This window comes from Hoeflea marina (genome assembly GCF_003182275.1).
Classification (GTDB): Bacteria; Pseudomonadota; Alphaproteobacteria; order Rhizobiales; family Rhizobiaceae; genus Hoeflea; species Hoeflea marina.
This window is the reverse complement of sequence record NZ_QGTR01000001.1, coordinates 988,847-1,004,822: the sequence shown is the minus strand read 5'-3', so window position 1 is coordinate 1,004,822 and position 15,976 is coordinate 988,847. Positions and strand designations below refer to the sequence as shown.

9 protein-coding genes are annotated in these 15,976 nt (G+C 63.6%); 7 read left to right on the top strand and 2 right to left on the bottom strand.

Features of this window, described 5'->3' with window-relative positions; all coding sequences use genetic code 11:
- Positions 1–116 precede the first annotated feature (116 nt).
- The 4 genes from DFR52_RS04475 to DFR52_RS04460 all read left to right on the top strand — a co-directional run bounded on the left by DFR52_RS04475 (position 117) and on the right by DFR52_RS04460 (position 7,320).
- Positions 117–2,981, top strand: a complete 2,865-nt coding sequence (locus DFR52_RS04475) for a valine--tRNA ligase (RefSeq protein WP_110030670.1) — start codon at positions 117–119, stop codon at positions 2,979–2,981.
- A gap of 334 nt (positions 2,982–3,315) precedes the next feature.
- Entirely contained in the window at positions 3,316–4,485 is a 1,170-nt protein-coding gene (locus DFR52_RS04470; RefSeq protein ID WP_110030669.1) for an OmpP1/FadL family transporter, read from the top strand.
- 326 nt (positions 4,486–4,811) lie between these two features.
- Positions 4,812–6,536, top strand: coding sequence for a dihydroxy-acid dehydratase (gene ilvD / locus DFR52_RS04465; RefSeq protein WP_110031130.1), 1,725 nt, complete (start codon positions 4,812–4,814; stop codon positions 6,534–6,536).
- A gap of 1 nt (position 6,537) precedes the next feature.
- Positions 6,538–7,320, top strand: a complete 783-nt coding sequence (locus tag DFR52_RS04460; protein WP_210205760.1) for a tetratricopeptide repeat protein — start codon at positions 6,538–6,540, stop codon at positions 7,318–7,320.
- A gap of 488 nt (positions 7,321–7,808) precedes the next feature.
- Here DFR52_RS04460 and xth read toward each other — a convergent pair whose 3' ends face one another.
- Together xth and erpA are read right to left on the bottom strand one after the other, a co-directional pair.
- Positions 7,809–8,591: an exodeoxyribonuclease III gene (xth, locus tag DFR52_RS04450; protein WP_110030666.1), complete on the bottom strand. Its 783-nt coding sequence runs from the start codon at positions 8,589–8,591 to the stop codon at positions 7,809–7,811.
- Between the two features lie 54 nt (positions 8,592–8,645).
- Positions 8,646–8,981, bottom strand: a complete 336-nt coding sequence (gene erpA / locus DFR52_RS04445; protein WP_110030665.1) for an iron-sulfur cluster insertion protein ErpA — start codon at positions 8,979–8,981, stop codon at positions 8,646–8,648.
- A 124-nt stretch (positions 8,982–9,105) separates the two neighbouring features.
- Here erpA and DFR52_RS04440 point away from each other — a divergent pair, with 124 nt between their 5' ends.
- The 3 genes from DFR52_RS04440 to DFR52_RS04430 are packed head-to-tail and all read left to right on the top strand — an operon-like array spanning position 9,106 to position 15,892.
- Positions 9,106–10,347 (top strand): deoxyguanosinetriphosphate triphosphohydrolase, encoded by a 1,242-nt coding sequence (locus tag DFR52_RS04440; RefSeq protein WP_110030664.1) that lies wholly within the window; start codon positions 9,106–9,108, stop codon positions 10,345–10,347.
- Positions 10,348–10,406: 59 nt separating this feature from the next.
- Complete coding sequence (gene argS / locus DFR52_RS04435) at positions 10,407–12,167, top strand: arginine--tRNA ligase (RefSeq protein ID WP_110030663.1); 1,761 nt, start codon at positions 10,407–10,409, stop codon at positions 12,165–12,167.
- A 59-nt stretch (positions 12,168–12,226) separates the two neighbouring features.
- A complete protein-coding gene (locus DFR52_RS04430) occupies positions 12,227–15,892 on the top strand; it encodes an SPOR domain-containing protein (protein ID WP_110030662.1) in 3,666 nt (1,221 codons plus the stop codon).
- The last annotated feature ends 84 nt before the right edge of the window (positions 15,893–15,976 follow it).

Here is a 15,976-nt window from a genome sequence, read left to right as displayed (position 1 = left end):
TGCCCGACGCCGGCCTGCTTGCGTTCGGGCCTGCGAGCGCGCGTCGAGTTGACTTGTCCGGCTGCATCCGGTTTACAGCAGGTCACTTCCCGAGCTCTCGAAACGGTTGCCAGACGATGTTGGAAAAGACCTATGACGCCGCGGCCATCGAGCCGAAGATCGCCCAGCGCTGGGCGGAGGCAGATGCGTTTCGCGCCGGTGCCGGCGCCAGGCCGGGCGCGGAGCCCTACACGATCGTCATCCCGCCGCCCAACGTCACCGGCTCGCTGCATATGGGCCACGCGCTCAACAACACGCTGCAAGATATCCTCATCCGCTTCGAGCGCATGCGCGGCAAGAACGTGCTCTGGCAGCCGGGCATGGACCATGCAGGCATCGCCACGCAGATGGTGGTTGAGCGGCAACTGGCGGAACGGAAGCTGCCAGACCGCCATGCCATGGGCCGGGAGGCCTTTGTCGAGCGCATCTGGGAATGGAAGGACGAATCGGGCGGGCTGATCTTCAATCAGCTGAAACGGCTCGGTGCCTCTTGTGATTGGTCGCGCGAGCGCTTCACCATGGACGAGGGTCTGTCGGCCGCGGTGCTCGAAGTCTTCGTCTCGCTCTACAAGGATGGCCTGATCTACAAGGACAAGCGCCTTGTGAACTGGGACCCGAAGTTGCTGACCGCGATCTCCGACCTCGAAGTGGAGCAGGTCGAGGTCAAGGGCCACCTCTGGCACTTCCGCTACCCGCTGGCTGATGGCGTCACCTACGAGCACCCCTACCGGCTTGGTGAAGAGGGGGAGAAGCTTGCCTGGAAGCCGTCCGACGGCGAGCCCGACGGCCACGAGACCCGCGATTATCTTGTGGTCGCCACCACACGGCCCGAAACCATGCTCGGCGATACCGGTGTGGCGGTGAATCCGGAAGACCCGCGCTATGGCGCGCTGATCGGCAAGGACGTGATCCTGCCGCTGGTCGGCCGGCGCATCCCGATCGTCGGCGATGCCTACGCCGACCCGGAGGCGGGCACCGGCGCGGTGAAGATGACTCCGGCGCATGATTTCAACGATTTCGACGTCGGCAAGCGCGCCAAGCTGCGCGCCATCAACATCATGACCGTCGACGGCCACATCACGCTGAAGGGCAACGAGGATTTCCTCGAAGGCCTCGAGGAAGCAGGCAAGCTTCTGGAAGTGCTGGAGGAGATCGACGGCATGGAGCGCTTTGCGGCGCGCGCCGCGATTGTCGAGAAGATGGACGAGACCGGTGCACTGGCGCTTATCGAGCCGCACACCCACATGGTGCCGCATGGCGACCGCGGCGGCGTGCCGATCGAGCCCTATCTGACCGACCAGTGGTATGTGAACGCCGGTGAGCTGGCCAGGCCGGCGATCGCCAGCGTGCGCGAGGGACGCACCAGTTTCGTGCCGAAGACCTGGGAGAAGACCTATTTCGAGTGGATGGAGAACATCCAGCCCTGGTGCATTTCGCGGCAATTGTGGTGGGGCCACCAGATCCCGGCCTGGTATGGTCCGGACGATCAGGTCTTCGTCGAAAAGGACGAGGAGGCGGCGCTTGAGGCCGCCATTCACCACTATCTCTCGCATGAGGGTCCCTGGAAGGCCTGGGTGCAGGAGAAGATCGAGACCTTCAAGCCGGGCGAGATCCTGACCCGCGACCCGGACGTGCTCGACACCTGGTTCTCGTCCGCGCTTTGGCCGTTCTCGACACTGGGCTGGCCGGAGAAGACCAAGGAGCTTGAGACCTATTACCAGACCGACGTTCTGGTCACCGGCTTCGACATCATCTTCTTCTGGGTCGCCCGGATGATGATGATGGGCCTGCATTTCATGAAGGACGAGGACGGCGCGCCGGTCGAGCCGTTCCACACCGTCTATGTGCATGCGCTGGTGCGCGACAAGACCGGGGCCAAGATGTCGAAGTCGAAGGGCAACGTCATCGACCCGCTGGAGCTGATCGAGGAATACGGCGCCGACGCGCTGCGTTTCACTCTGGCCATCATGGCGGCGCAAGGCCGCGACGTGAAACTCGACCCGGCGCGCATCGCCGGCTACCGCAATTTCGGCACCAAGCTGTGGAACGCCACCCGCTTTGCCGAGATGAACGGCGCCGCGCTTGATCCGGAATTTGATCCGTCTAGCGCGAAGCTCACCATCAACCGCTGGATTCTCACCGAACTCTCGCGCACCACCGACGAGGTGCGCGCGGCGATCGAGACCTACCGCTTCAACGAGGCTTCCGGCGCGCTGTACCGCTTTGTCTGGAACCAGGTCTGCGACTGGTATCTCGAGCTCCTGAAGCCCGTGTTCAACGGTGCCGACGAGGACGCCAAGCGCGAATCCCAGGCCTGCGTCGCCCATGTGCTGGCCGCCACCTACAAGCTGCTGCATCCGTTCATGCCTTTCATGACGGAAGAGCTGTGGGCGCATCTGGCGGGCGAGGGCGCAGGGCTGCTCTGCCACGCCGAATGGCCGTCGCCGGATTTCGCCGATGACGCCGCCGCCGACGAGATCAACTGGCTCATCGCGCTGGTAAGCGGGCTGAGGTCGGTGCGGTCGGAAATGAACGTGCCGCCGTCGTCGAAGGCGCCACTGGTCATGGTAGGCGCCAATGCGGTGACCCGCGAGCGGCTCGGCCGTCACGATCCGGCGATCAAGCAGTTGGCCCGGGTCACCGAAATTCATACAGCCGACGAGGCGCCTGCCGGTTCGGCGCAGATCGTCGTCGCCGAGGCCACTGCCTGCCTGCCGCTCGGCGATCTCATCGACCTCGGTGCCGAGAAGGCGCGGCTTGAGAAGGCGATCGGCAAGATCGACGAGGATCTCGACCGTATCTCCCGCAAGCTCGACAACGAGAAGTTCGTCGCCAATGCCAAGCCCGAGTTGGTGGACGCCGAACGCGAAAAGCAGGCGGAGCTGACCGGCCAGCGGGACAAGCTGGTGGAGGCGCTGGCTCGCCTCGGCGCGGCGGGCTGATCCGCTCACACTCGGAAGATCGTACGGCGGGATCTTGCTGCCGCCGGCAGCAGGGCCGGTGCCCGTTTTTTCGGCCGTTGCGCGAAATCCGGTCAATTGTGTCTGAATTGCAACAAAACTGTGTTTTGGCCGAAAATGCCGGCATATTAGCGGCATTTTCGGGCTGAAGCTGCGGCCTGGCGCGGTTTTTGCGGAGTTTGATGCCCCTTTACGGAAAATTCGCGCCATATCGGACGCCCGGAACGAAGGGCTGTCCCGGGCCGGTATTTACAAAGGCCGCCACATGTTACCTAATTGGGTTCATCGTAAGCTTTGACTTTCCTGGAGGGGACTCATGATTCGGGGCATTCTGAAGACCGGCGCTGTTGCGCTGTTGGCTGGCGCTGCTTTTGCCGGAGCGGCACAGGCGGGGGGATTCAACCGGGGCACTGCCGATACGGACATCTTGTTTGAAACCGGTCGCTTCGTTAGCCGAAACAGCGTGACCGTTGTCGCTCCGTCGCTTGATATCGACAGCATCAACGGCGCTCCGTCGTCAGGGTACGAGGCGAAGACCTATATGATTCCGTCCTTCGCCGCCAAGATTGGCGTGTCGGACAACGTTTCGTGTGCTGCGACCTACACCACGCCGTTTGGGGCAAACAGCACCTATGCGGGACTTACTGTTGGCGGTGCGCCTGTAGGCCGCGACCCGCTTTCTGTCACCGGTTCAGTGAGTCAGGAATTCATCACTCGGGAGTTCGGTGGCACCTGCGCCGTCGGCTTCAATTTGGGTAGGGGTCGCCTGAGCATTCTGGGCGGCGTGTTTGTGGAAACACTCGATTTCGATCAGCGCATCAATTCTGGTGCATTCAATTTTCATCTCGAAGACACAGGCTACGGCTACCGTATTGGCGCGGCCTACGAAATTCCGGAAATCGCGTTCCGCACTCAGCTGATGTATCGGTCGGCGCTCACGCATGATGCAACTGGAAATGTGACGCTGGTTGCAAACGGCGCCACCCTCGTGCCCAACGCCATCGGCAACGCACCTTTTCCGCAAAGTGTGGAATTCAAGGTGCAAAGCGGCGTGGCGCCTGGCTGGCTTGTCTACGGTGGCGTGAAATGGACCGATTGGAGCGTCTTCGAGAGCCTCAATTATACAGCAACCGCACCATCGTCGCTGAACTTCTTCTGGCGTGATGGCTGGACTATCAATGCCGGCGTCGCGCATTCCTTCACCGAAAAGCTTGCAGGCACCGTCGGCGTGACGTGGGACAACGGCACATCCACTGGTTACGATCTGAGCTCGCTGGAAACCTGGACGGTCAGTTCCGGCATTTCATACAAGGCCAATGACGCCGTGGAAATACGGGCCGGTGCGGGTTACTCGTTCATCTCCGCGGGTACGCAGAATTATTTCGATAGCGGTGTTCCGGGAGAATCGACGCCTCTGCCGGGAGCAAAGCATCAGGCTGCGGGCCATGCGGTGGCCGGTAGCCTCTCGATGCGGATCAAGTTCTGATCTTTCCCCCGATTGCCTTCTATCCGACCCCGCCCTTGTGGCGGGGTTTTTCGTTGCGGCCCGGCCGCCGGCCGCGCTGCCTTAGGGGACGAAGTGGCGAGTGTGACCGCAGGCTGTCCGCGGGCCCGAGCCTGTGGATCATTTCGGCGCGAAATGTCTGGTGATCACGAAATGTGACGAATCCGCAACACACTTTTCAGAAAGCATCTGCTAAGAAAAGAGCCGGACGCAAAGTGCCCATTTCCCGCCACAAACGGGGCGCACCGCAGACCACTAGCTGCCGCGTGTATCGGTCCATTTCGATCGTTCCGCGCCCGAGGGACCTGATGACAGACCAGACATTCGACAAATCCAGGCTTCCCAGCCGTCATACGACGGTCGGTGCCGCACGCGCGCCGCATCGCTCGTTTCTCTATGCGATGGGCCTGTCGGCTGAAGAAATTGCCCAGCCGCTGGTCGGTGTCGCCTCCTGCTGGAACGAGGCTGCACCCTGCAACATTTCGCTGATGCGCCAGGCCCAGGTGGTCAAGAAGGGCGTGGCCTCGGCCAAAGGCACGCCGCGCGAATTCTGCACCATTACCGTGACCGACGGCATCGCCATGGGCCACCAGGGCATGAAGTCGTCGCTGGCAAGCCGTGACGTCATCGCCGACTCGGTGGAACTGACCATGCGCGGCCACTGCTATGACGCGCTTGTCGGCCTGGCCGGCTGCGACAAGTCGCTGCCCGGGATGATGATGGCAATGGTGCGGCTCAACGTGCCGTCGATCTTCATCTATGGCGGCTCGATCCTGCCGGGCTCCTACCGCGGTCGGCAGATCACCGTGCAGGACGTGTTCGAGGCCGTAGGGCAGCATTCGGTCGGCATGATCTCGGACGACGACCTCATGGAGATCGAGCAGGCCGCATGCCCGTCCGCCGGCTCCTGCGGTGCCCAGTTCACCGCCAACACGATGGCGACCGTGGCCGAGGCCATCGGTCTCGCATTGCCCTATTCCTGCGGTGCGCCGGCTGCCTACGAGATGCGCGACAAGTTCAACTACGCGGCGGGCGAAAAGGTGATGGAACTGATCGCCAGGAACATCCGCCCGCGCGACATCGTCACGCTGAAGGCGCTGGAGAATGCTGCCGCCGTCGTTTCCGCCACCGGCGGTTCGACCAATGCGGCGCTGCACCTGCCGGCAATCGCGCATGAATGCGGCATCGAATTCGATCTCTTCGATGTGGCCAGGATCTTCGAACGCACGCCCTACATCGCCAATCTGAAGCCGGGCGGCAAATATGTCGCCAAGGACATGTTCGAAGCCGGCGGCATTCCGCTGCTGATGAAGACCATGCTCGAGCACGGCTATCTTCATGGCGATTGCATGACGGTGACAGGCCGTACTTTGGCCGAAAACATGGAGCATGTTCGCTGGAACGACCAGCAGGACGTGGTTCATCCGGCCGACAGGCCGATCACCACCACCGGCGGTGTCGTGGGGCTCAAGGGCAATCTCGCGCCTGATGGCGCCATCGTCAAGGTCGCGGGCATGGCCAACCAGGTGTTCTCCGGCCCCGCGCGGTGTTTCGACTCCGAGGAAGAGTGTTTCAAGGCCGTGACGAACCGAGACTACCAGGAGGGTGATGTGCTGGTCATCCGCTACGAGGGCCCGATCGGCGGCCCCGGCATGCGCGAGATGCTGTCAACCACCGCTGCGCTTTACGGCCAGGGCATGGGCGACAAGCTGGCGCTGATCACCGATGGCCGGTTCTCCGGCGCCACTCGCGGCTTCTGCATCGGGCATGTCGGTCCGGAAGCGGCTCTCGGCGGCCCGATCGGCCTGATTGAAGACGGCGACATCATCACGATCAACGCCATCGAAGGCACGATCGACGTGGCGCTGTCGGATGATGAACTGGCGGCACGCCGCCAAAAATGGATGCCGCGCGAGACGGATTATGCGTCTGGCGCGCTGTGGAAATATGCCCAGACCGTAGGGTCGGCGCGCCTCGGCGCGGTCACCCATCCCGGCGGAGCGAAAGAAAAGCACTGTTATGCGGATATCTGAGATGTCGAGAACCGGATTTTTGTGCGCGGCCCTTGCGTTGACGCTGGGCGTCGCCAGCCCTGCCTTGGCCTTTGATCCCGACGCCGGCGTGACACGCGAATCGGGGCCGTTCGATCTTTTCAAGTTCGGCTTCTCTGCCTACAAGAAGGGCCGCAAGGACGAAGCCGTGGAGGCCTACAAATACGCCGCCGAGAAGGGCCATTCCGGCGCCCGCTGGGCGCTGGCCAACATGTACGCCTATGGCGACGGCGTGGTCGAGAACGACTATGCGGCCTTCAAGATCTATGACGACATCGCCCGCCAGGGCATCGAGCCGGGATCGCAGGACACCGGCTATTTCGTCAATGCGCTTCTGTCGCTGGCCACCTATTACCAGCGCGGCATTCCCGACAGCCCGATCAAGCCCGATCTGAGCACGGCGCGGCAGCTCTATTTCCAGGCGGCCTCCGCCTTCGGTGTTCCGGAGGCGCAATACCGTCTCGGCCGGATGATCCTCGAAGGCGAGGGCGGAGCCAACAACCTGCAGCAGGCCAAGAAGTGGCTCAACCGGGCCCGCGTCAGCGGTCACCCGGCCGCAGCGGCGCTGCTTGGCAACGTCGTCTTCGGCGAGGGTCAGGTGGTGCGCGGGCTTGCGTTCATGACCGCGGCGCTGGAGCGGTCGCCGTCCGCGGACAAGCCCTGGATTCGCGGTATGCAGGAACGCGCCTTCTCGCTCGCCGACGAGGCCGACCGGCGCACCGCCATCGCGCTGGCGCAGGACATGCTCGACAAGGGGCTGAACTGAGACTCCGATCTGCCTCGATCTGCCCGGGACCATTGCCAGCAGGCCGCCGCAACAGGCGGCCTTCGCGTTTCCGACGCGCGTCGCATGCCGCACCATGGTCGCGAGTGCCTTGACTGTACGGGAAGCCGCCCGGATTCAACCGGCGGCGGGCGCCGCCACCGGGTGGGATGCCGGTTCGGGGGGCGTCATCCGTTCCGCGGTCGGACAGCCGTCCGACATCCGCTTCCAGCTGGTATTGTTGAGATTGCGTTCACAGCGAGCGAGGTATCGCGACGACGAGCCGACCTGCAGGCACATGACCGTGCCCTCCTTGACCCGCTTGCCGTTGCCTATGCACTCGCAATCCTTGCCCGCCAGCGCAGCCGATCCAGTCAGCAAGACGGCGAGAGCCGTGGCTGCGGTCAACGACGAAACACGGGCTGTCCGGGTCAACATGCCGCATGATGCGCCCGGCCGGCCGTTTTTTCAAGTCCCGCCGCCGCTGCCCGTCAGATGTCGAGGTGCACGAAGACCGGCACATGGTCCGAGGGCCTTTCCCAGCCGCGCACATGCTTCTCGATGCCCGCTGATTTGAGGCGGTTGGCGGCTTCGGGAGAGAGCATCAGGTGGTCGATGCGGATGCCGTTGTCCTTCGGCCAGGCGCCGGCCTGATAGTCCCAGAAGGTATAGACGCCGGTGCGATCGTCGACGGCGCGAATGGAGTCGGTGAAACCGAGATTTTCGAGCCTCCGGAAGGCGTTGCGCGATTCTGGCTGGAACAGCGCGTCGCCGGCCCAGGCGGCCGGGCTGTAGCAGTCGACAGGCTCCGGAATGACATTGAAATCGCCGGCCAGCACCAGCGGCTCCTCCAGCGCGAGGCGATCGGCGGCAAACGCGTTGAGCCGTTCCATCCAGCTGAGCTTGTAGGGGAATTTGGGCGTGTCGATCGGATTGCCGTTGGGCAGATACAGCGAGACGATGCGCACCACGCCGTTCTCTGTCGAGAAGACCGCTTCCATGAAGCGGGCATGCTCGTCGGTGTCGTCGCCGGGCAGGCCGCGCATGACCTCTTCCGGCGTGGCCTTCGACAGGATGGCGACGCCGTTGAAGCCCTTCTGGCCGTGGGTCTCGACGTGATAGCCCAGTGCTTCGATGGCCTCGCGCGGAAAATTCTCGTCCACCGACTTGATCTCCTGCAGGCAGACGACATCGGGATCACTTTCCTTCAGCCAGATGCACAGGTTCTCGATCCGCGCCTTGACGCCATTGATGTTCCAGGTGGCGATTTTCATCCAGGGCGGTCTTTCGGTAAGGCGCGAAGCGGGAGGCCGGGTGGGCCGGTCGGATCAGACGGAGAAGCTGGTGCCGCAGCCGCAGGAGGCCACGGCATTCGGATTGCGGATCTGGAACGACTGGCCCATCAGATTGTCGACAAAGTCGATCTCGGAGCCGGCCATATAGATCAGCGACATCTGGTCGATGAGCACACGGGCGTCATTTTTTTCCAGCACGATGTCGTCATCGGCGGCTGAGCCGGCCAGGTCGAACTTGTAGGAGAAGCCGGAACAGCCACCGCCCTCGACAGAGACGCGCAACGCGGTCTTGTCTTTCTCGCCGGCGAGAATGGCCTTGATGCGGTTTGCTGCGGCATCCGACAGCGTGACTTCGGTGGTGGCGGTCATATGAACTCCTTGCCGGGGTCAAGTTCCGGAGAGACATGTTTCAAATCCTGTGCCTTATAGGTAAGAAGGCGCGGGACGGGCGTCAATGCTTTGGGTCAATGTCGCCCGAATGGCAAGGTGAACGATGACATTCGACGTTTCAAAACTGGGTTTCGGCACCGGATTGCGCGCATCCTATGCGACGGACCCATGGAACAGCCGGGGACGGCTGTTTGCTGAATCGCTCAGCCCGACACGTTCCGAGTTCCAGCGCGACCGTGACCGGATCATTCACACCACCGCCTTCCGCCGGCTCAAGCACAAGACCCAGGTGTTCGTCGCCCATGAGGGCGATCACTACCGCACCCGGTTGACCCACACCATCGAGGTGGCGCAGGTGGCTCGCGCGCTGGCGCGGGCGCTGAGGCTCGACGAGGACCTGGCCGAGGGCGTCGCGCTCGTGCACGATTTCGGCCACACGCCCTTCGGCCATACCGGCGAGGATGCGATGGCCGAGCTGTTCAGGGACCATGGCGGCTTTGATCACAACGCGCAGTCGCTGGCCATCGTCACCAAGCTTGAGCGGCGCTACGCCGAATTCGACGGACTCAATCTGACCTGGGAGACGCTGGAGGGGCTGGTCAAGCACAACGGGCCGCTCACGGACCGGGCGGGGCAGGCGCTCACCGACCCGCACAGGCCCGGCACTTCCACGCCTGTCGCTGTGCCCATCCTGCACTACAACGAATTGCATGATCTGTGGCTGTGGAGCCATGCCAGCCTTGAGGCTCAATGCGCGGCAATCGCCGACGACATTGCCTACAATACCCACGACATCGACGACGGGCTGCGCTCGGGCCTGGTGACCATGGAGATGCTCGAGGAACTTCCGCTGATCACGGGCTTCCTCCGGGAGGTGCGCAATCGGTATCCGGGGCTGGAGGAGCCGCGGCTGATCCACGAGATCATGCGCCGCCAGATCACCGCCATGGTCGAGGATGTCATCGGCGTGGCGCAACGCAACCTCAACGAGATCAGGCCGGAATCGGCCGACGACGTGCGGATGGCCGGAAGGACGATGGCTTGCTTTTCCCCGGAGATGGCCACTGCCGACCGCCAGGTGAAGATGTTCCTTTACCGTCATCTCTACCGCCATCCCGATGTCATGAGGGTGCGGGAGCAGGCGGCGCAGATCATCCGCGATCTTCATGCGGCCTTCATGGCCGATCCCTCGCAGATGGGCGACGCGCGCTGGAGCGCGGAACTGGAGCCGCTCGGCCCGGCGCAACTGGCCCGCCACGTGCGCGACTACCTCGCCGGCATGACCGACACCTATGCAGTGGCCGTGCACAGGCGGCTGTTTGACCACACACCGGATTTGCGATAGGCCAGCGGCCAAATTGCCGCGATCACCTTCGCCGCTGCCAGACAATCCGGATTTCCACCATGAATGTGTTCAAAGATCTTGAGGCGCGTATCAAGACCGCCGTTGAAGCGCTTGAAATCGTAAAGACAAGCGAAGCTTCCATCAATCTTGACCGGATAACCGTGGAGCCGCCGCGCGATTCCTCTCATGGCGACATCGCCTCCAATGTGGCGATGGTGCTGGCCAAGCCGCTGGGGATGAATCCACGCGCCCTGGCCGATATGATCGCCGAGGCCTTTGCCGGAGATCCCGATGTCCTGCACACCACGGTGGCCGGTCCCGGCTTCCTGAACTTCCGAATGTCGGCCGGATACTGGCAGCGCCTGCTGGTCGAAATCTGTGAGGCGGGCACCGATTACGGCCGTTCCGATTTCGGCGCCGGACGCAAGGTCAACGTCGAATTCGTCTCCGCCAATCCCACGGGGCCGATGCATGTCGGCCATTGCCGGGGCGCCGTGGTGGGCGACGCGCTGGCCAATCTGCTCAGCTTCGCCGGCTATGCGGTCGACAAGGAATACTACATCAACGACGCCGGTTCGCAGATCGACGTGCTGGCGAGCTCGGTGTATTTGCGCTACCGCGAGGCGCTGGGCGAGAGCATCGGCGAGATCCCGGCCGGGCTCTATCCGGGAGACTATCTGGTGCCGGTGGGCCAGGCGCTGGCAGCCGAGTATGGCCAGAGGCTGGCCTCGATGCCGGAAGCAGAGCGAATGGAGATCATCAAGGATCGCGCCATTGCCGCGATGATGGACATGATCCGCGACGACCTCAAGGCGCTCAATGTCGTCCACGACGTGTTCTTTTCCGAGCGCACCCTGCATGCCGACGGCGCCACTGCCATCCGCAGGGCGATCAACGATCTCACCTACAAGGGCCATGTCTACAAGGGCAAGCTGCCGCCGCCGAAGGGCCAACTGCCGGAAGACTGGGAAGACCGCGAGCAGACATTGTTCCGCTCCACCGATGTGGGCGACGATATCGACCGGCCGCTGATCAAGTCCGACGGCAGCTATACCTATTTTGCCGCCGACGTCGCCTATTTCCGCGACAAGTTCGAGCGCGGCTATTCCGAGATGATCTATGTGCTTGGCGCCGACCATGGCGGCTATGTCAAGCGGCTGGAAGCCGTGGCCCGTGCGGTGTCCGGCGGCCAGACCAAGCTCACGGTCCTGCTGTGTCAGCTGGTCAAGCTCTATCGCGGCGGCGAACCGGTGCGGATGTCGAAGCGGTCGGGCGATTTCATCACGCTGCGCGAGGTGGTCGAGGAAGTCGGCCGCGATTCGGTGCGCTTCATGATGCTCTACCGCAAGAGTTCCGAGCCGCTCGATTTCGACTTCGCCAAGGTGACCGAGCAGTCCAAGGACAACCCTGTCTTCTATGTGCAATACGCGCATGCGCGCTGCCACTCGGTGATGCGCCAGGCGGTCGAGGTGATTCCCGACATCGACATCTCGGCCGAAACTCTGGCCGCACAGGATTTTGCCGGGCTCACCGACGAAAGCGAGCTGGCGCTGATTGCAAAACTCGCCGAATATCCCCGCCTGATCGATGCGGCGAGCGCAGCACAGGAGCCGCATAAGGTGGCTTTTTACCTCTATGATCTTGCCAGCGCGCTGCACACCCACTGGAACAGAGGCAGAGACACGCCGGAATTACGGTTTGTTAACGATAAAAACCGACAATTGACTTCTGCCAGATTGGGTCTGGTGTACGCTGTTGCATCGGTGCTGAAATCGGGGCTGTCCATTACAGGCACCGACGCTCCACTCGAAATGCGCTGACGTCACCATTTCCCCACATTGCTCTGGCAGGACAACTGCGCGCGAGTATGTGAGTGACCATGTCTGACGACCACAGCAAGAATTACCGGGACGCACCGGGAGACATCGCCGAAGACGATCCGCTTGCCGAGCTGGCCCGGATCATCGGATATGATCGCCCGCGGGATACGCGTCCCCAGGTCGACGCGCCCGACACGGTGCCGGATCTCGACATCTTCGATCTCGAAGCCGAGTTGATGCGCGAGCTCGATCAGACCGGGTTCGAACAGCCGCGGGCAGCCCCCCTCGAAGCGGTTCGCGCCGATCCGGCGGTTGCCGCCGAAGCCGATGGCGCGCGGCAAGCCGAGGATGACGCCGGGGAAGGGGACGCAGTCGCGGCGGCCTATGGCCTGCCCGGAGCCGGCACCCTCGATGCCGGACCGGTGGAGGATATATTCGGCGACGAGGACTTCACACCCGATGTTGACGACGAGACCCGCAATGTGAGTGAGGCCTTCACGCAGGCCGAACCGCGCGCGCTGGATTACCCGACGCCAGAGGATTCTGCAGACGCATGGGAATTGACGCCCGGCGATGCGGGGTTTGCGTCCGAGCCTGATTACGGTGCGTGGAATGACGACGATGATGCCGTCGATCTCGATCTGAACCTCGACCTCGACCTTGATGAAGCGCTCCGGGCACTGGCCGACGCTCCGCCGAGCGGGGATGCGCTTGCATCTGGACCCGAAGAGGACTTCACGCTTGAAGACATCGAGCTGGACAAGGCCGATCGCGAAAAGGTCGCCGGGTTTGCCGACAGGTTCTATGCCGATGACGACGACGTCCTGGCCGACATGGAGCGGGTGTCCCTGCACCGCGAACGGAGCCTTGACGAGGCCGACCATGGCAGTGCACGGGATGTGCCGACCGCTGATCCAGTGCAGGAGCCGCACGGATTCACGGCGGCGGAGGACCAGGGTTATGATTTTCCGGAGGCGGAAACATCCGACGCCGCAGCCGGTGCAGAGTCCGATGCCGATTACGATTTCATTGACGAAGTTCCCTCGCGTCCGGTCGATCGCGCTGATCCGGATCGCGATCTTGACCAGCCGCAGGTGATGGAGAATGCATTCGAGACCGCCGATAGCGCGGCTGAACTGACGACCGAAGAACAATTCCACGGCTGGCAGCCCGACGACCGGGCCGCGGATGCTGTCGCCGACGCTATGGCCCCGGACGCGCCCGAGCTAAAGCCTGCCGGCTTCGCCAGGGAAACGACCAGCCATTATATCGATTTCGAGGACGAACTGGCAGCCGAACTCGATGTCTACCAGCAGGAGCTGGATATCGCCGATGACGATCCTTCGCTGACGGAATCCTATCTGGGCACCGGGGTGCCTGCTGAATCGATCTCGATCGAAACCGCCCAAGATTTGGAGTTTGCCGCCGCCGCCAACGAATTCGTCGAGAATGCGGACGTGCCGGAGGCGATCGCAGAACTGGATGAAGCGGAGCTGGATGCGCGGTTTGCAGCCTGGTCGCCCGCCACGGACGGTCCTGCACGGGACCGGGCGCCGGATGATGATCTTCAGGCTCTTGGGGCGGATTATGTCGCCGAAAACGGCTTCGAGTTCGACCTTGGACCGGAACTCGAGCAGGCGCTGGCCCGCTCGATCGAAGTTTCCGATCGCGAAGTGCCTGCCGGCCTTGCGCCGGAGCTGCTTTCGCATGAGGACGAACCGGACATGGGCGCGGGCGCCGCAGCGGCAGCACCGCTCTCCGGCGCGGATGATGCCACGGCCGATGAACTCGCGGATCTGGACATGTCCGACTTCGACGATCTCTGGTCGGCGGCTCCGGACGCCGAGCCTTCCGGTCTCGAGCCAGTCGGCGTTGAGCCTGACGTGGCCGATCTCGACGCCGACGACTTGAACGAGGATGCCTGGCTGGAGGAGGAGACGGACGAAAACTCCTCCCTGGAGGCAGAGGCAGACCTGGAAGAGCCCCAGCCGGAACAGGTTGATCGCGACGAGATCGCCGATGCATTTGGCGACCTGCTGTCGGAGCCCGACGTCGAGTCCCTGCCAAGCGGCGCTGCGGATCTCCCGCAAGCGGGCGAGAGGCTGATCCAAACCGAGCGTGGCGGCGAGACGGATCTGCCCGCGGCTTCCGCCTGGCTCGGCGTGAATGTGCACGAGCGTTCGGCGCCGACGATCAACGGTCATGATGACGAGACTGATGCGACACCGGCCGGCGAGGGCGGATTCGACCCCGCGGCGCTGTCGGAAGCTGACTACCGCCTCGAGCAGATCGCGGAGTTCGACGTGCCGTCGATTCCCCACGATGACCCGACGCAGGAGACGGACGCGGAAGACGGCTTCGAGGCTGATATCGAACGGGAGTTCGCCCAACTCGTCGATGCGGAACTGCCTGACTCCTATGAGGTCTCGGAGACGGAGATCGCCGAGATGGCGGCATCCGCCGCAGCCTGGCCCGGAGTCGCCAAGGCGTCGGACGAGATCATTCCCGACGACTACTACGATCTCGAGGACAATCTCGAATCAAAGCCGCACGGTGACTATGCGGAAGACGATTTTTCCGTCCGTCATGGCCGGGACCCCGCACACGATATCTACCGTCCTGATCCGGCCGAACCGCTCGATGATCGGGGCAGCCGCGGACCCATGCTGGCGCTGCTGGTGCTGGGCATCGCCGTATTGGGCGGACTGGGCGTCTTCGGCTGGAGCATACTCTCCGGAGACGACGCCGATGGGTCCGGCGGCCCGCGCATCATTCTGGCCGACAAGGAGCCGGTCAAGGTCGTGCCGGAAAATCCCGGGGGTCTCGTGGTGCCGAACCAGGAGAAGGCCGTTTATGAAAAGGTCGATGGTGGCGATGTCTCCAAGCCGACCCAGCCCAGTCTTGTGACCTCGGCCGAGGAGCCGGTGGACGTGGTCCAGCGCACTCTCGATCCCAGTTTCCTTCCGCTCGAGGGCGAGAACGACGCCGAGCCGGAGAAGGCAGAAGACCGTCTGGCGGCCGATGAGACACAGGCGGACGGCGAGCCGGCGGCCGGCAGCGTCGTCGTGGTGCCACGCAAGGTCCGCACGATGGTGGTCCGCCCGGACGGGACCATAGTCGCCCGCGATGAGCCTGATCCGCAGCCTGTAGCCGAAGCGGCGCCAGCCACGGCGACGCCTCCGGTCCAGACCGCCGCCACCGAGCCGCAGGCCGGTGTGGTGGGGCCCGCTGCACCGGCCGCTGCCTCGGTGGAACCTGCGTCCCCGGCCGCCGCCGTGCCCGACACAACGGTCACGGCGCCGGTGCGCGTGGTCACGACACAGCCAATCACCACGCCAGTGGCGGCGCCGGTGCCTGAGGTCCGGCCGTCCGAGCAGGCTGTCAACATCGTCAGCACAGTCAGCGAGAACGGCAATGTCAATGCGCCGGCCGCAGCCCCGGCGGCCCCTCAGGCAGCCGCAGCGCCCGCTGTGGACAATCCCGGCGGATACTACATGCAGATCGCCTCGCAGCCGACACCGGAGGGCGCACAGGCGTCCTACAGCAACCTGTCGGGCCGCTTTGCCAGCGTGATCGGTGGCCGCGGCGTGCAGATCCAGCGAGCCGACATTCCGGGCAAGGGCGTCTACCACCGCGTGCGGATTCCGGCCGGAGGTCGCGACGAGGCCAATGCGCTGTGCGCCCGCTACAAGGCGGCCGGCGGCAGTTGTCTGGTCACCCGCTGACCACGGGCAGGCGTAACACATGAGGGCAGGGGCTGGTCCCCTGCCACCCGTCTACGGCTCGCGGTCATGCCGACATCGGCTTTG

What these genes read in the sequence shown, in the direction of transcription:
- DFR52_RS04475 (WP_110030670.1), top strand. Translation starts at nt 117, where the DNA reads ATGTTGGAAAAGACCTATGACGCCGCGGCCATCGAGCCGAAGATCGCC.
- DFR52_RS04470 (WP_110030669.1), top strand. Translation starts at nt 3,316, where the DNA reads ATGATTCGGGGCATTCTGAAGACCGGCGCTGTTGCGCTGTTGGCTGGC.
- ilvD (WP_110031130.1), top strand. Translation starts at nt 4,812, where the DNA reads ATGACAGACCAGACATTCGACAAATCCAGGCTTCCCAGCCGTCATACG.
- DFR52_RS04460 (WP_210205760.1), top strand. Translation starts at nt 6,538, where the DNA reads ATGTCGAGAACCGGATTTTTGTGCGCGGCCCTTGCGTTGACGCTGGGC.
- xth (WP_110030666.1), bottom strand. Translation starts at nt 8,591, where the DNA reads ATGAAAATCGCCACCTGGAACATCAATGGCGTCAAGGCGCGGATCGAG.
- erpA (WP_110030665.1), bottom strand. Translation starts at nt 8,981, where the DNA reads ATGACCGCCACCACCGAAGTCACGCTGTCGGATGCCGCAGCAAACCGC.
- DFR52_RS04440 (WP_110030664.1), top strand. Translation starts at nt 9,106, where the DNA reads ATGACATTCGACGTTTCAAAACTGGGTTTCGGCACCGGATTGCGCGCA.
- argS (WP_110030663.1), top strand. Translation starts at nt 10,407, where the DNA reads ATGAATGTGTTCAAAGATCTTGAGGCGCGTATCAAGACCGCCGTTGAA.
- DFR52_RS04430 (WP_110030662.1), top strand. Translation starts at nt 12,227, where the DNA reads ATGTCTGACGACCACAGCAAGAATTACCGGGACGCACCGGGAGACATC.